Raw genomic sequence first — 14,740 nt, 5'->3', positions numbered from 1 at the left:
CTATCGGCTCGAACCGATCGCACACCAAAATCCACCGCGAAACCGTTTTTCCCGTCGAACACCGAGCACTCTCCATGCACGGTCGTCTCGGCGGCCCGCGCGAACTCAACGCCCGGAGCGTGGCCGCTCACACTGCTCCGGCCGGTCGAGACGACGATCGAGGTGAATTGCCGTGAGCGAGTCCGTCTGCACGCTGTGTGACCTGCCGATTGAGTCGACGGCGGTCGAGGGAGACGCCGGCGACCGCTACTGCTGTACGGGCTGTCTGCACGTCGCCGAGACGCTGGACGACGTCTCAGCGGCGGGCTTCGACGCCGCCGACGGAACGGACTCAGATCCCGAAGAACCGGTCGACGTCCCGGAAGGAAGCGAGCGCGCGTTCGTCCAGGTCGAGGGCATGCACTGTTCGACCTGCGAAGTGTTCATCGAACGGGTCGGGGGCGACGCCGACGGCGTCCACGACGTGGCCGCGAGCTACGTCTCGGAGACGGTTCGGATCGACTACGACCCCGAAAAAACGGACGAGGATGCCCTTCTCGACGTACTCTCCGGACTCGGCTACTCGGCGTACCCACGAGAGGACTCCCTCGCCAGCCGCCGGGCGAAAGATCAGAACGAGGCGCGACTCATCGTCGGCGTCCTCTTCGGGATGGTCGTGATGATGCAGTACGCCCTGCTCATCTACCCGCTGCACGTCCAGCCGCCGTACTACGACGACGCGACCCACGAATTCCTGGTCGAGATGGTGACCAGCGACGTCTCGGTGCCCTTCTTCTTCGTCCTGTTCGCGCTGACGAGCGTCGTCTTCTTCGTCACCGGCGCGCCGATCATCCGGGGCGCCTACGTCAGCGTAAAGACCAGAAATCCGAACATGGACCTGCTGGTGACGCTCGCGGCGGGGGCGGCGTACGTCTACAGCACGCTCGCCGTCGCCAACGGCCAGGTCGACGTCTACTACGACGTCACCGTCGCGATCGTCCTCGTCGTCACGGTCGGCGGCTACTACGAGGGCAGGATCAAGCGTCGCGCGACCGAGACGCTCGCCGACCTCTCGGCCGCCCAGGTCCGCGAGGCGACCCGGTACGAACCCGACGGCTCGACGACCGCAGTCGACGTGGCCGATCTCGAATCCGGCGATCGGTTACTCGTCCGCGGGGGCGAGAGGATACCGGTCGACGGCACCGTCGTCGAGGGGGAAGGCGCGGTCGACGAGGCGGTGATCACCGGCGAGTCGCTCCCGGTCGGGAAACGAGTCGACGACACGGTAGTCGGCGGCTCGGTGCTGACCGACGGCTCGCTCGTCGTCGCCGTCGACGACGATCCGGGAAGCAGCGTCGACCGCATCGCCGACCTCGTCTGGGACCTCCAGAGTTCCCAGAGCGGTATTCAGAAGCTCGCCGATCGCCTCGCGACGATCTTCGTCCCGCTCGTGGCCGTCGTCGCCCTCGTCGTCGCTGCGATCTACCTCCTCACCGGCGCGTCGGTCGCGACGGCGATGTTGATCGGCCTCACCGTCCTCATCGTCTCCTGTCCCTGCGCGCTCGGCCTGGCGACGCCGCTCGCGGTCGCGACGAGCGTTCGGGAAGCCCTCGACCGCGGAATCGTCGTCTTCGACGAGACCGTCTTCGAGCGCATCCGCGACGTGGACGTCGTCGTCTTCGACAAGACGGGCACGCTCACCACCGGCGAGATGGAGGTCCTGGACGCCGACGGCCCGACCGAGTTGTTCGAACGGGCCGCCGCGTTAGAACAGCGCTCGGCGCACCCGGTCGCCGGCGCCATCGCCGCGGCGTTCGGCCCGGAGCCGGACGAACCGGACGCTGCTGCTTCCGAACGGACGACGGAGTCGGGCATCCCGATCCGATCGGCCGATCCGGCGACCGACGGCGGCGTCTCGAAGCCGGTCGCCCGCGAGGAGGGCGAGCAGGACACCGGAACGGACGCCGCCGAGGACGCCCGGGTCACCGACTTCCGCTCGTACGCGACGGGCGTGGGCGGCACCGTCGACGGCGAGCAGGTCCTCGTCGGTCACCCGGACCTCTTCGCCGAACGGGGCTGGTCAGTATCGGACGACCTCGCCGAGGCCGTCGACTCCGAACGCGCGTTCGGTCGGCTCCCGGTGCTCGTCGGCCGCGACGGAACCGCCGAGGGCGTCGTGGTCGTCGGCGACGAACCTCGCGAGGGCTGGGACGAGACGATCGCCGGCCTCGCCGACCGCGGCGTCGAGGTGGTCGTGCTCACCGGCGACGACGAGCGAGCGGCCGCCTTCTTCCGGGACCACGACGGCGTTTCGCGGGTGTTCGCCGGCGTCCCGCCGGAGGGGAAAGCCGAGACGGTTCGCCGGTTACGATCGCGCGGACGGACGGCCATGGTCGGCGACGGGACGAACGACGCGCCCGCGCTGGCGAGCGCCGACCTCGGCATCGCCCTCGGCGGCGGCACCGCCCTGGCCGCCGACGCCGCCGACGTCGCGATCGTCGACGACGACATCGCGAACCTGGAGACGGTCTTCGACGTCTCGACCGCGGCCGGTCGCCGCGTGAAACAGAACATCGGCTGGGCCTTCTGTTACAACGCGATCGCCATCCCGATCGCCGTCGCCGGCCTGCTCAACCCGCTGTTCGCCGCGGTCGCGATGGGGCTGTCGAGCGCGCTGGTGGTGACGAACTCGTCGCGCTCGCTTTTGAGCGACGAATCGTGATGGGTTGCTAGCGCCAACTGCTAAACGGGGCATACTCATCCGACGCTGAACGCTGAAAAACTCGATGCCCGAATGCTGGATGACGACGATGTGATGTCGCTCGACGCGTTCGGTGGAGAGGCGTCGAAGCCTGTGATACGGGCGGTGGCGAGAGCGCGGTATCTGGCGGCACGGACGTATCGGGAAGGCGAAACCCGGGAGTCGAACGAGCCGGAGTACGCGTTCAACCCGAATGAGACGGTACCAACAGCTATCTCGTCACAGTCTGGTACCTTCGTGGTTGCGGATCAGTCCGAGTACTATCGGCTGAGCTTTGAAGAACAACCCGCACTCGTTCCGACCTTCGACATTGAAATGACCGAGGTGGCTGACTCGCCCGAGACGTTCGACACCTGGTTCGTCGACGAGTACGTCACGGTCGATGAGATAGTCAGCACTCGATGATAGCCAATCTCCGAACGCAGAAACTGACCACAGTTTCGGAGAAGTGAAGTCAGCCTGGTATCGGGCCAGAGACCGCACGTCACCAATGCCCACCGGATACGTTGAACCTGGGTTTGGAAACAGCACGCCAAACGAGTTCTGTCGTGAGGATTCGACGTCAGCGAAAAATTGGACTGATACGGTATCTAATTGCACCGAATCGGAAGGTGTACGATGGTTGAGTGATGAATATTACGACGATGGCGACGATGATGGACCGCCGGGCTGTCAACCAGGTGAACCCTGCTGACCCCACGTTTCCAGTATGACTCCATTCACTCGATCAACGCTTACGAGACGCGGATTTGCGACGAGAGCAGTCACGACGCTGGCGTTTGTTAGCGGTGGATGTCTCGGGTTTCACTCGGACGACGACGGTACTGATCGCTCCGAGTCTCATATATCAATATATAATCAGAAAGAAACTGACAGAAAGGTCGAGGTAACGATAGTAAATCTGTTTTCTGGTGAACGGCTCCTCGAGGAAATGGTCACTGTCGGCCCGAAAGAGCATCGAACGTTCTCGTTTTCCTCGAAACCGGACGACGATGGGAACTATCCGCGCATTCGTGCTAGCGCTCGCAGAACTGATGATCCGAATAGTATGGACTCTGAAGAGGGAATATTTTCGCCAGCTTCCGGGGCGAGTTTCGCAGTAACGATATACGCCGATGGCGAAATTGGTGTTTCGATCCGAAAAGTATAGGTGACGAATATAACAAAATATTATACTTTATGTTTACTATGACATTTCGATGATGGTCTACCGTCGCCGACTCCTCGTCTCGCTCGGCACGGTTAGTATGCTGAGCGGCTGCCTCGGATTGAACGGAAACTCCGACACGATCGAATCGTACGTCTTCTTCGCGAACCATACCGGCGTACCGCACGAGGTGTCAGTGACCGTCGAGAACGTAACGACTGGTACCGTCCTCGAATCCGAGACGCTGACCGTGACGCGAGACGAAAACGAGCGAGTACACTTCACCGAAACGCTGGATGAAGATGACATCAATCCAGAAATCAGCGCGACCGTCGGATTACGGGATAATCCCGAGGTCGAGGAAACGGTGGGTCAGCGATTCGCGCCAACATCAACCGCGAGTTTCTCTGCCTTTATAAAAAGTGATACTGAAATTGACCTCGCAATCGGCCAAGAGTGACCGACAACCTCGTTTCCTTATTGTGTTTCATCCGGCGGATCGCCGTCGAGCTGCGTCGTCTCCGCCTCGATCGCGTCCGCCTGCGCGTGAATCTCCGAAACCGCTTTCTCTTGTTCACCTCGCGTGAGGCCGCCGGACTCGACGTGACGCCCGTCGTACTGCCAGGAGGCGATGGCGTCCCAGACGGTTCCCTCGTTCTCGCTCTCGTCGTCGGACGGGTGCCGATCGCGTCTCGTGAGACCGATGCCGGATGCGATCGCCAGAATAGCGACCGTCGCCAGGAGGGTTGCCGTCTGATCGAGCAGGCCGGCCACCTGCAGCGCCGTCGGCGTGAGGATCAGCGTGGCTGAAAGCAGAATCGGCCCGACTCTTCTGACCGACCGGCCGCTATCATCACCGGCCATGCACGCCCATTCACCCTCCCCGTCAAAAGGTGTCGGTACGACAGGTGAGTCGGGATCAGCCCCTACCCGAGTCGAATGTTCGTGCCGTCCTCGACCAATTCGCCTCGCTCGATCGCGTGATCGAGAACCGCCTCGACCTCGTGTGATTCGAGATCGTAGGCGCCCGCGGCGAGCCCCTCGACGTCGCGTCGGGCCATCGGCAGCTCGCGGTTGCGAAGCAGTCTGAGCACGTTGCCGTACGCCCGTGGCGGCGCCGACCGTGCCGATTGCGCGTCGGCCGTCCCACTGTCGGACTCCGAGGCCTCGCTCGATCCGGTAGTCGTCTCGTCGGTCGTCTCCTCGGTCGCACCGGGTGACCCCGCGCTCGATCCATCGATCGTCACGCCCGCCGTCGACTCGTCAGCGCCTGCAGACCGCCCGTCGCTCGGCTGCGAGGTCGCGGTACCGGCGGTTTCGGCACTCGAGGTGGAATCGGTCGGGGTGGCGCCGGTCGTTCCCGAGTCGTCGGGATCGGCCGTGTCGGGCGCCTCCGCCGAGTCCGTCTCGGACGACGGAGCGGCCGACGATTCTTCAGCACTCGCCCCGTTCGCACCGGCTCTGGCCAGCAGGGGTTCGAGCAGTTCGGCGAGCGTCGCCTGACACGATTCACAGAGGACGACGCGGCGCTGTTCTGCCTCGCTGGGGTTCAGTTCCGGCGGTACGATCTCGAACGTGCCGAGGGCGTTCTCGCCACAGAAGTCGCAGGTCCGAAGTTCTCGCATGAGAGGCGATTACCGGCCACCGACAAAAAACCGACCGTCGCCCCATCGGCGTCAACTCCGCCACGACCCGCCCTTCGGGAGAGATTTGTAGGTGGCCGAAAAACCGGGTTCCATGTTCGACGAGATCATGGAGAAGTTCGAGGGCTCGCCGAGCCAGCAGGCCGTGATCCGCCTGCTGTTAGAGCGCGGCTTCTCCGTCAACGACGAGGGGCGGGTGGTCTCGGGCGGGATCGAGATTCCCAACACCGGCATCGCCCGCGAGATCGACGTCGACCGCCGGGTCGTCGACTCCACGACCGACGTCATCCTCGCGGACGACGAACTCAGACGGATCTTCCAGAACATCTCCCAGGTGCCGAGTCTGATGGACCTCGCTCCCGTCCTCGATCTGACCGTCCTCACGATCGAAGTCGACGACCCCGACGCGACGGGAATCGTCGCGACGGTCTGTACGCTCGTCGCCGAAAACGGCGTCTCGATCCGCCAGACGATCAGCGAGGATCCCGAGTTCACCGACGAACCCCGGCTCTACCTCGTCACGGACGAAGATCTCCCGGGCGGGCTAATCACGCAGATCCGCGACCTCGACTTCGTCCGCAAGATCGAGTTACAGTGACTCGACGAGCCCAGTGACTCGAAGATGATAGCGTTACCCACCTGCTCTCCCCGCCGTTCGTTCCACCGCCTACCGCCATGACCGGCTCCTACGCGACCGTTTCCGAACCTGCCACCGCCTCCTTCGAGGTACAGGGATCGGAGTTTCTCGGCCACGTCCGGCCCGTCGAGACGGTCGAGGAGGCCGAGGAGTTCGTCGCCGAGGTCGGCGAGCGTTACGACGACGCGACGCACAACGTCCCGGCCTACCGCGTGCGAGCGGGCGAGGACGGGAGCTTCCTGCGCGAGTACTCGAGCGACGACGGCGAGCCGTCGGGCTCGGCCGGCAAACCGGCGTTGTCGGTCCTCGAGGGCCGGGATCTGGAGAACGTCGCCGTCGTCGTGACCCGCTACTACGGCGGGACGAACCTCGGCGTCGGCGGACTGGTTCGAGCCTACTCCCGGGCCGTCAAAGAGGCGGTCGACGCCGCCGGCGTCGTCTCCCGGCGTCCGCACGAGCGAGTCGCGATCGGCGTCGAGTACGACGATTCGGGCACCGTTCGGGGGATCATCGAGAGCGAGGGCTACGACTTCGACGCCGAGTACGCCGAAGCCGTTTCGTTCGACGTGAACGTGCCGGTCGAGGAGGCTGACTCCTTTCGTGATCGAATCCGGAGCGCGACGAGCGGGCGCGCCGAGATCGAATCCGGGGATTAGCGACGCGATTTCCGGGGGCTAGCGATGTGACTGCCTGAGGACCGAGACGCCCGCAACTCGTTCGATCGACTCGACGACCGAGTGGACGTCGTCGAGTTCGTCGCGGTCGAACCGGGTGTCGACGAGGTGCCGGTCGAAGACGAGTTCTCCGTCCTGGTGTCGAACGTGGTTGATCTCGTCCCACGGAACGAACGAGCGGGAGAACGGGTACCGCCGGACCAGGCCGGCGTCGTGAATATCGAGCGTGAGTTGGTCGCCGACGCCCTCGAGTTCGATCCGCCCCTCGAGCACGCGGCTAACTATCCACGAAACACCGACCGCGGCCCAGACCCCGGCCATCGTCCACCTCCCGTCGTAGGCGTTCATCCCGAACAGTCCCAGCGTCAGGGCGAGAAACGCCAGATCGAAGTACGGACGCCGACGTGGGCGAATTCGAACCGATCGGACGGGTTCGTCGTCGATGACGCGGTCGATGTGACGCGTTTGGGCCATCGTCGTGACGATCCACCCGGCGACGCCGACGCCGAGTGTCGACCAGAGGGCGACGGACGTCGTCACCACGGGCAGGGTCGAGACCAGCGAGATAGGAACGAACGCCAGGATCGCGCCGAAGGGGGCGAACACCGCCGCGCGCCGACTTCGTGTCCGGCCGATCGCCGTGGCGAGCCGGTCGATCCGGCTCTCGATCGCGATACCGGCGACCGTCCCGATCACGAGTGCAACCGCGCCACCGCCGAGTGCCGATTCGAATGCCACGCCCGCGGCCGTCGCTCCCGTCAGGACGAGCCCGGCGAGGGCCGACCCCAGGAAGATCCCGAAGGCGAGGCGAAACCGGGTCCGGGACGAGAGCCGACCCCTTCGTTCCCTGCGCATACGATCCCTTCTACGAGTCGACACATAAGCCTTCGTTTCGACGAATATGGTGCGAACACATCAAACTGTTTCACCTCTTCGTCGGCGGATCTTCCCGTTTCACGTCGCCGTCGGCGCCGTCCCCGGTTCCGGCGCCTTCGACTCGCGGCGATTCGCGACCGAGAGGACGAGTAACATCGCGAGGCCTACGACGCGAAGCGAGACGGTCACCGCGAACGCGGTCGAGAGCGACGGTCCGCCGACGAGTGCGAGAATCGGATCCGCGATGAGGACGAGCAGTTCCGGCACCATCAGTAACAGCGAGGAGATTGAGAACAGGGCGCGGTCCACGCCGTCGACCTCGGCGAACTGGTAGCCGATGATCGTCGCGCCGAGGGCGTAGACGCCGAGGAACATGCCGACGACGGGGATCACGACCTCGGGGACGAAAAAGGATACGTCGGCGATGTCGGCCCACCCGATGATGCGCGGTTCGGCCCCGTCGACGCGGAGCAAGAGGATGCCTGGCGAGAAGATGAACGCGAACGGAACGAGGATCTTGTTGAGCGAGAGCAAGAAGGCGATCGCCGCGGTCGCGAACTCGTCGGACTTTGCGACGCCAGCGGCGGCGAACGCGGCGACGGCGACGGGTGGCGTGACGTCGGCCATCAACCCGAAGTAGAGGATGAAGAGGTGAGCAGCGAGGATCGCGACGCCGAACTCCTCTAACGCGGGTCCGAGCATCGCGACGAGGATGATGTACATCACGGTCGTCGGCATGCCGAGGCCGAAGATGACCGCGGAGATGCCGGTCAGAACCAGCAACAGGACCAGCGACTCGCCGCTGACGGACAGGATAAGTGCGGTGAGATTCGGACCCAGTCCCGTGACGCTGATCACGCCGGGGATGACGCCGGCCGCGGCAACCGCGATCACGACCGTCGTCGCCGTGCGCGCGCCCGATTCCATCGATTTCAGGATGAACGTCCCGAAGCGGTAGGCGGGATTCGCCGCCATCGCGGGCCGGCCAACCAGCTCGGCGCCCCGTTCGGCGACGTCGTCGACGGAGTCGTCCAGTTCGAGTAGCGGCGTCTCGAGGCGCGGTCGCAGGAGCAAAAACGCGAGACTAACCGCGATCACGATCGTCGCGAGGTCCATCGCCGTCGTCATCACGGCGGATTCGAGCGTTCGCGGGGTGCCCGCGGGGCCGACGCCCAGCGCGGCCTGGATCCCCTCCACGAGGCCGACGCCGTAGGCCCAGTACGACGCGACCTGTCCGGCGTAGAGCAGCCCGATGGTACCAAGCAGCGGACCGCGCGTTCGCCGGTTGTACGCCGCGATCACCGCGATGAGCGCGATCACGGAGACGATCGTGTACCAGCCCGCCCGGTTGATCGACAGCCGAAGCCAGACGAGAAAGTACAGCAACAGCGCGAGGGGCAGCAGGTAGAACCAGCCGCGGCGAAGGTGTCGGGGAAGATTCGGCAGTTCATCCCTCGCGAGTCCACCGATACCGCCGCGGACCGCCTCGAAGTGGACCATCACCCACATACCGAAGAAGAAGGCGACCGCCGGGAGCGTCGCCGCGATGATCACGTCGGCGTAGGGCGTGCCGGTGAACTCGACGATGAGGAACGCGGCGGCGCCCATGACCGGCGGCAGCATCTGCCCGCCGGACGAAGACGAGGACTCGACGGCCCCGGAGAACTCCGGCGAGTAGCCAGAGCGCTTCATCAGCGGGATCGTGAACGCGCCGGTGGTCACCGTGTTGGCGATCGACGACCCCGACAGCATCCCCATGAACCCGCTGGAGACGACGCTGGCCTTCGCCGGGCCGCCCTGTCTGGTGCCGGTCGCCGAGTATGCCAGATCGATGAACCACCGGCCCGCCCCGCTCATCTCGAGGAATGCGCCGAAGAGGATGAAGATGTAGATGAAGCGAACGCTCACCGTCACGGGTGTGCTGAAGACGCCTGCCTCGGTCGTGTACCAGAGGTTGTAAACGAGATTTCCCCAGGTCGTCTCGACGATGGCGAGCGAACCAAGGACCGAGTCGCGCGGGATGTTGTGCCCCCAGCGGGCGTAGACGATGAACAGCGAGACGAGCGACATGAGCAGCAAGCCGAGCGCCCGACGGGTCGCCTCGAGGACGAGGATGATGCCGAGCACGCCCAGGACGAACGGGTAGGACCACTCGTCGAGCGGGATTCCCGCGGTCGCGACGGCGGAGACGAGCGGCTCTAGCGACGGATGGGTCTCCTGGATCGGCCGGCCGGAGTGGATACCGAAGACGGCGAGCTGACGGATCTCGTCGAACTCGGTGACGATGTAGTGTACCGGCAAGAGCGAGGCGAAAAAGAGCACGTAATCGAGCGGAGTGATGCGATTCATGTCGGGATCGACGGCCAGCCAGCGGCCGGCTCTCCGGACGCGCCCGGCGATCCGCGTGAGCGGATGGTCTCGGCCGAACCGGCTGCTTGCGGCGGGTTCGATCCGTCCCAGTCGCCGGGTAATCGGTCCGTCGCCTCGCGTGGGTGGAAAGAGCAAGAACGCGAGCAAGAGGGCGAACGTGACGTGAATCGCGTTGATCTGGAGCTGCTGGAGCGAGGTCAGGTGGACCTCGCCGACGACCGGGAGCGTCGCCGCGAGCGTAAAGCCGCGGGCGGCGATCCAGATCTGAAACGTCGAGAACGCGACTCCGATGACGGCGACGACGAGGACGGCCGTCCCTCGAAGCGTCCGGCGGCGTTCGACCTCCCGAAGGATCTCTTCGGTCTCTTCCTCCGATAGTTCGTCCGACGGGCCGGGATCGACGCTCACGACAGATCACTCGCGGTGAGATCGATTCGACGTGTCTCGCCGGACTCGACGAACAGCCGTACTGTGTCTCCGTCCGATCGCTCGAGCAGATCGTAGCAGCCCTCGTCGACGCGTAGCCTGTGCTCGGCGATCGACCCCGGTGAGACGTACACCTCACCGTAGGTGCGATCGACCGGGGCGACGTACAGCCCGTCGTCGGTCCGCGTCACCGCCGCGTGGGACGGAAGGCCGGCACCGAACGACGCGAACTCGATCCGGTCGTGGTGCAGTTCGTCACCGTCGACGACGTACACCTCCCTGACGGGCGTCTTCTCGACGCTGTGCGTGTAGGCGAGCGTCACCTCGTCGCCGTCTGCCACCGACCGCTCGACGAGTCGCTCGTCCGTCTCCGCGACGGCGACGACGAGCCTTCGATTCGACGAGGTTGCCGGTTCGGCGTCCCCGGCGGTCGACGATTCGGCGTCCCCGTCGGAAGCGGCGGTGAGCGCCCCGTCGTGGGCATCGAACGCGGTTGTGGTCCTCGCGACGCCGTCGCTGGCGACCGCTCCGACCAGCCCGAACGCGGCGACGACGAATCGCCGTCGGGTCGAACGCGAGGCGTCTCTCCTCGCGAGTCGATCCTTCCGACGGGATGGTCGGTCTGGGGGTTCTCGCCCCGTCGTGCTCGACGAACTCACGTCCCGTTCATGGTCGTCACCTATTCGTCGTCCTCACCGTCGTCGTCATCTGGATCTTCATCGTCATCGGGTTCGTCCTCGTCGTCGAGATCGACGTCCTCGTGTTCCTCGAAGTACGCCTCCGCGCCGGGGTGGAGCGGAATCGACATGCCGTCCTGGGAAGATTCGACGTCGATGAACTCCTCCTTGATCGAGAGGTCGTCCGTGTTGTCGAAGATGGCGGCGGTGACCTCCTCGACGATTGCCTCGTCGACCGCCTCGTGGGTGGTAATCATCGCCTGGACGGAGACGGTTTCGACGTCCTCGTCGATACCGTCGTAGGTGTCCGCCGGAATCTCGTCCTCGGCGAAGAACTCGACGTCTTCTATAAGTTCCTCGCGGAGTTCGTCGCCGATCTCGAGGATGTCGATGTCGGCGGTCGTCGCGAGTTCCTCGACCGCGCCGACCGGCCAGCCGCCGACGATGAACGCGGCGTCGATGTCGCCGTCGCGCAACTGGTCGGCTGCCGTCGCGAAGTCGGTGTTCTGCTCGTCGAAGTCCTCGACGCCTGCGGATTCTAAGATCTGGAGCGCGTTGACCTGCGTTCCGCTGCCCAGGTCACCGGTGTTGATGGCGGCTCCGTCGAGGTCCTCGACGGACTCGTACCCGGCGCCCTCCTCGACGACCACGTGGATCGTCTCCGGATAGAGCGATCCGACCCCTCTAAGGGTCTCGATCGGCATGTCTTCGAACTCCTCCAGGCCGGTCCCGTTGTACGCGAAGAAGTTGATGTCGTTCTGGATCAGCGCGAAGTCGGCTTCCTCCCGGGCGAGGCTGCCGACGTTCTCGACGCTGGCTCCGGTCGACTGGACCTGCAAGCCGTGGGGGGTGTGCTCTTCGACGATCGTCTTGAACTCACCCGACAGCGGGTAGTACGTCCCGCCCGTTCCGCCGGCGTCCCAGACGAGTATCTGTCCGTCCTCTTCGGGTTCTGGCTCCTCGTCGATCTCTTCGTCATCGTCGTCCTGTGCCTGTGCCGTACCGACGAGTGCGACGGTTCCAGCCGCACCGATCGTGCGGATGACCGTGCGCCGTTGTATCTCTCGCGCCATACCCGGTAGTTCGCACGCCGGCGGCATATAGCTATCAAGTATTTGTCGTGAATGTTCGACGGTTCGGACTGTTTCGAACTGAACGAAATCCCCCGTCTGCTTCGATGAAACGGTTGGGGCGGAATCGGCGGGTGCGCTGGTCTTCGGCCGACCTTACGATTCGAAACATTTACTCGGACCGGACGGCAGGCACGTGGTATGCAGCCAATTGACGCAGCCGATTACCACGACCTCGTCCACGTGGCCGACCCGCAACTGTCTCCCGACGGCGAGCGGGTTGCGTACGTCCGCAAAGTGGCCGAAGACGACGAATCGTACGCGGCGACGATTTACGTCGTCCCGACCGCGGGCGGCGAGCCCCGCCAGTTCACCGTCGCCGAGGGCGTCGACAGCCAGCCGCGCTGGAGTCCCGACGGTTCGTACCTGGCGTTCGTGAGCACCCGCGGTGCGGACGACGACCGACCGCAACTGTGGATTCTCCCGACCGACGGCGGCGAAGCCCAGCAGGTGACCGAGGTGGCCGGCGGTGTAACAGGCATCGAGTGGAGCCCGGACGGCTCTCGGATCGTCTTCACGCAGGCCGTCACCGCCGAGGACCGCGACGAGGGTCGTGACTTCTCCGTCGACGCGGATTACGAACCTGAGTCGCCCGACCCGCGGGTGATCGACCGCCTGGTTTACCGCTCGATGCAGCAATACTACGACGGAAAGCGAAGTCACGTCTACGTTCTCGACGTCGAGGCGGCGCTCGCGGCGACCGACGCGACGGGTCCGGACGAGCCGTCCCGTGCGGACGCCCTCGTTCGGCTCACCGACGGCGACGCAGACTACGTCGGACCCGGCTGGGGCGACGCGGAAACCGTCTACTACGCCAGCAAGGAGGACCACGAGGAACCGGACGATGCCGTCACATTCGATATCTACGAACACCCCGTCGGCTCGCCGGATGACGGCGCAGACGCGGACGCCGCCGACCCGGAGGTCTTCACCCAGACGACCGGCTGGGGCGGAATGATCGAGGCGACGTCGGACGGGCTGGTCGCCTTCCCGCGCGTTCCCGAAGACCGCATGTCCATGCGTCAGGTCGACATCGTCGTCCACGACCGCGAGACGGGCGACGAGGTCGTCCCGACCGAGCCCCTGGACCGGACGCTCGGATTCGGCGGCTTCGAGTGGGGTCCCGACGAAGAGCGGCTCTTCTTCGCGACGCCCGACGATGGATCGGTCGTCGTCCACTCGGTTCCCGGCGACGCGAGCGACCCGCCGGAACCGATCTACGACCAGGGCGTCACCGTCGAGGGCGTCTCGATCGGCGAGGAGTCCATCGCCGTCGCCCAGAGCGAGTGGTCCCACCCCGGCGACGTCTTCGTCGCCGACCGCGACGGGGGCGAGCCGAGACGCCTGACGACCGTCAACGAATCGTACCTCTCCTCGCGCGCCGTCGCCGAACCGGAAGAACTCCGGTACGAAAACGACGGTGTCGACCTGCAAGGATGGCTCCTCTTGCCGCCAGCGGACGTCGAACCCGCCGACGACCAAGCGGACGAATCCGACACCGACGCGGCCGTCCGGATCGGCGACGAACCCTACCCGCTCGTCGTCGAGATCCACGGCGGACCGCACACCCAGTGGACGACGTCGGGGACGATGTGGCACGAGTTCCAGACCCTCGCGGCGAGCGGCTACGCCGTCTTCTGGTCGAACCCCCGGGGATCGACCGGCTACGGCGAGGACCACGCGATGGGCATCTACCGCGACTGGGGCGACGTCACGCTCTCTGACGTCCTCGCGGGCGCAGATCTCGTCTGCGAGCGCCCGGAGGTGGACGAGACCGAACAGTTCGTCACCGGCGGCAGCTTCGGCGGCTACATGACCGCCTGGACGGTCGGTTCAACCGATCGCTTTACGGCCGCCGTCTCCCAGCGCGGCGTCTACGACCTCACCGGCTTCTACGGCTCGACCGACGGCGCGTTCAAACTCGTCGAGTACGACTTCGGGACGACGCCCTGGGAGGAACCCGAGTTCCTCTGGGAACACTCGCCGACGTCGCTCGTCCCGGAGGTGGACACGCCGACGCTGCTCATCCACTCCGACCGAGACTACCGCACGCCGGCCAACACGGCCGAGCTGTTCTACGTCGGTCTGAAAAAACACCGCGTCGATACCCGACTCGTTCGCTATCCCCGCGAAGGACACGAACTGTCCCGGTCGGGCGAACCGGCCCACGTCGTCGACCGGATCGAGCGCATCCGCCGCTGGTTCGACGGCTACTCCGAACACTTCGACGACCCGCCGGCGCTCGAACGCGATCCCAACGACGGACTCTCAGCCGGCGAGGGGGACGAAGACGAGAACGACGATACCGAGGACGACGAGTAACGCGGCCGACCAAGAAACGAGAACCCACGAGGTCGATACATCCGGCGGCCGCTGATCGTGAGTTCGTTGCCGACGTCACACCGTCCCGCGCGTTGCAC

Annotated in this window: 12 protein-coding genes; 6 read left to right on the top strand and 6 right to left on the bottom strand. The window is 65.2% G+C overall.

The window, feature by feature from the left end:
• Positions 1–172: 172 nt before the first annotated feature.
• From NKH31_RS07015 to NKH31_RS07005, 3 genes are all read left to right on the top strand, one after another.
• Positions 173–2,701 carry a heavy metal translocating P-type ATPase gene (locus NKH31_RS07015; RefSeq protein ID WP_254864419.1) on the top strand — a complete coding sequence of 843 codons (2,529 nt, stop codon included), beginning with the start codon at positions 173–175 and terminating at the stop codon, positions 2,699–2,701.
• Between the two features lie 93 nt (positions 2,702–2,794).
• On the top strand, positions 2,795–3,145 hold the full coding sequence (locus tag NKH31_RS07010) for a hypothetical protein (protein ID WP_254864418.1): 351 nt from the start codon (positions 2,795–2,797) through the stop codon (positions 3,143–3,145).
• 794 nt (positions 3,146–3,939) lie between these two features.
• Positions 3,940–4,347 (top strand): hypothetical protein, encoded by a 408-nt coding sequence (locus NKH31_RS07005; RefSeq protein WP_254864417.1) that lies wholly within the window; start codon positions 3,940–3,942, stop codon positions 4,345–4,347.
• Between the two features lie 17 nt (positions 4,348–4,364).
• Here NKH31_RS07005 and NKH31_RS07000 read toward each other — a convergent pair whose 3' ends face one another.
• Positions 4,365–4,751: a hypothetical protein gene (locus NKH31_RS07000; RefSeq protein ID WP_254864416.1), complete on the bottom strand. Its 387-nt coding sequence runs from the start codon at positions 4,749–4,751 to the stop codon at positions 4,365–4,367.
• Between the two features lie 62 nt (positions 4,752–4,813).
• The gene (locus NKH31_RS06995) at positions 4,814–5,512 is read right to left on the bottom strand and encodes a hypothetical protein (protein ID WP_254864415.1); all 699 of its coding nucleotides are present in this window, start codon (positions 5,510–5,512) and stop codon (positions 4,814–4,816) included.
• A 112-nt stretch (positions 5,513–5,624) separates the two neighbouring features.
• Here NKH31_RS06995 and trpY point away from each other — a divergent pair, with 112 nt between their 5' ends.
• Positions 5,625–6,128 (top strand): TrpY family transcription regulator, encoded by a 504-nt coding sequence (gene trpY / locus NKH31_RS06990; protein WP_254864414.1) that lies wholly within the window; start codon positions 5,625–5,627, stop codon positions 6,126–6,128.
• A gap of 77 nt (positions 6,129–6,205) precedes the next feature.
• Positions 6,206–6,823 (top strand): IMPACT family protein, encoded by a 618-nt coding sequence (locus tag NKH31_RS06985; RefSeq protein ID WP_254864413.1) that lies wholly within the window; start codon positions 6,206–6,208, stop codon positions 6,821–6,823.
• An 18-nt stretch (positions 6,824–6,841) separates the two neighbouring features.
• Here NKH31_RS06985 and NKH31_RS06980 read toward each other — a convergent pair whose 3' ends face one another.
• The 4 genes from NKH31_RS06980 to NKH31_RS06965 all read right to left on the bottom strand — a co-directional run bounded on the left by NKH31_RS06980 (position 6,842) and on the right by NKH31_RS06965 (position 12,263).
• Positions 6,842–7,696, bottom strand: a complete 855-nt coding sequence (locus NKH31_RS06980; protein WP_254864412.1) for a hypothetical protein — start codon at positions 7,694–7,696, stop codon at positions 6,842–6,844.
• A gap of 99 nt (positions 7,697–7,795) precedes the next feature.
• Positions 7,796–10,495, bottom strand: coding sequence for a TRAP transporter permease (locus tag NKH31_RS06975; RefSeq protein WP_254864411.1), 2,700 nt, complete (start codon positions 10,493–10,495; stop codon positions 7,796–7,798).
• Entirely contained in the window at positions 10,492–11,172 is a 681-nt protein-coding gene (locus tag NKH31_RS06970; RefSeq protein WP_254864410.1) for a DUF1850 domain-containing protein, read from the bottom strand. The genes NKH31_RS06975 and NKH31_RS06970 overlap by 4 nt, the downstream gene beginning before the upstream one ends.
• A 20-nt stretch (positions 11,173–11,192) precedes the next feature.
• Complete coding sequence (locus NKH31_RS06965) at positions 11,193–12,263, bottom strand: TAXI family TRAP transporter solute-binding subunit (protein ID WP_254864409.1); 1,071 nt, start codon at positions 12,261–12,263, stop codon at positions 11,193–11,195.
• A 198-nt stretch (positions 12,264–12,461) separates the two neighbouring features.
• Between NKH31_RS06965 and NKH31_RS06960 the strand changes: the two genes are divergently transcribed.
• Complete coding sequence (locus NKH31_RS06960; RefSeq protein ID WP_254864408.1) at positions 12,462–14,642, top strand: S9 family peptidase; 2,181 nt, start codon at positions 12,462–12,464, stop codon at positions 14,640–14,642.
• Positions 14,643–14,740: the final 98 nt, after the last annotated feature.

Source organism: Halovivax gelatinilyticus (assembly GCF_024300625.1).
Taxonomy (GTDB): domain Archaea; phylum Halobacteriota; class Halobacteria; order Halobacteriales; family Natrialbaceae; genus Halovivax; species Halovivax gelatinilyticus.
Note: the sequence above shows the minus strand (reverse complement) of the source record. Positions and strands in the feature narration are given on the sequence as shown.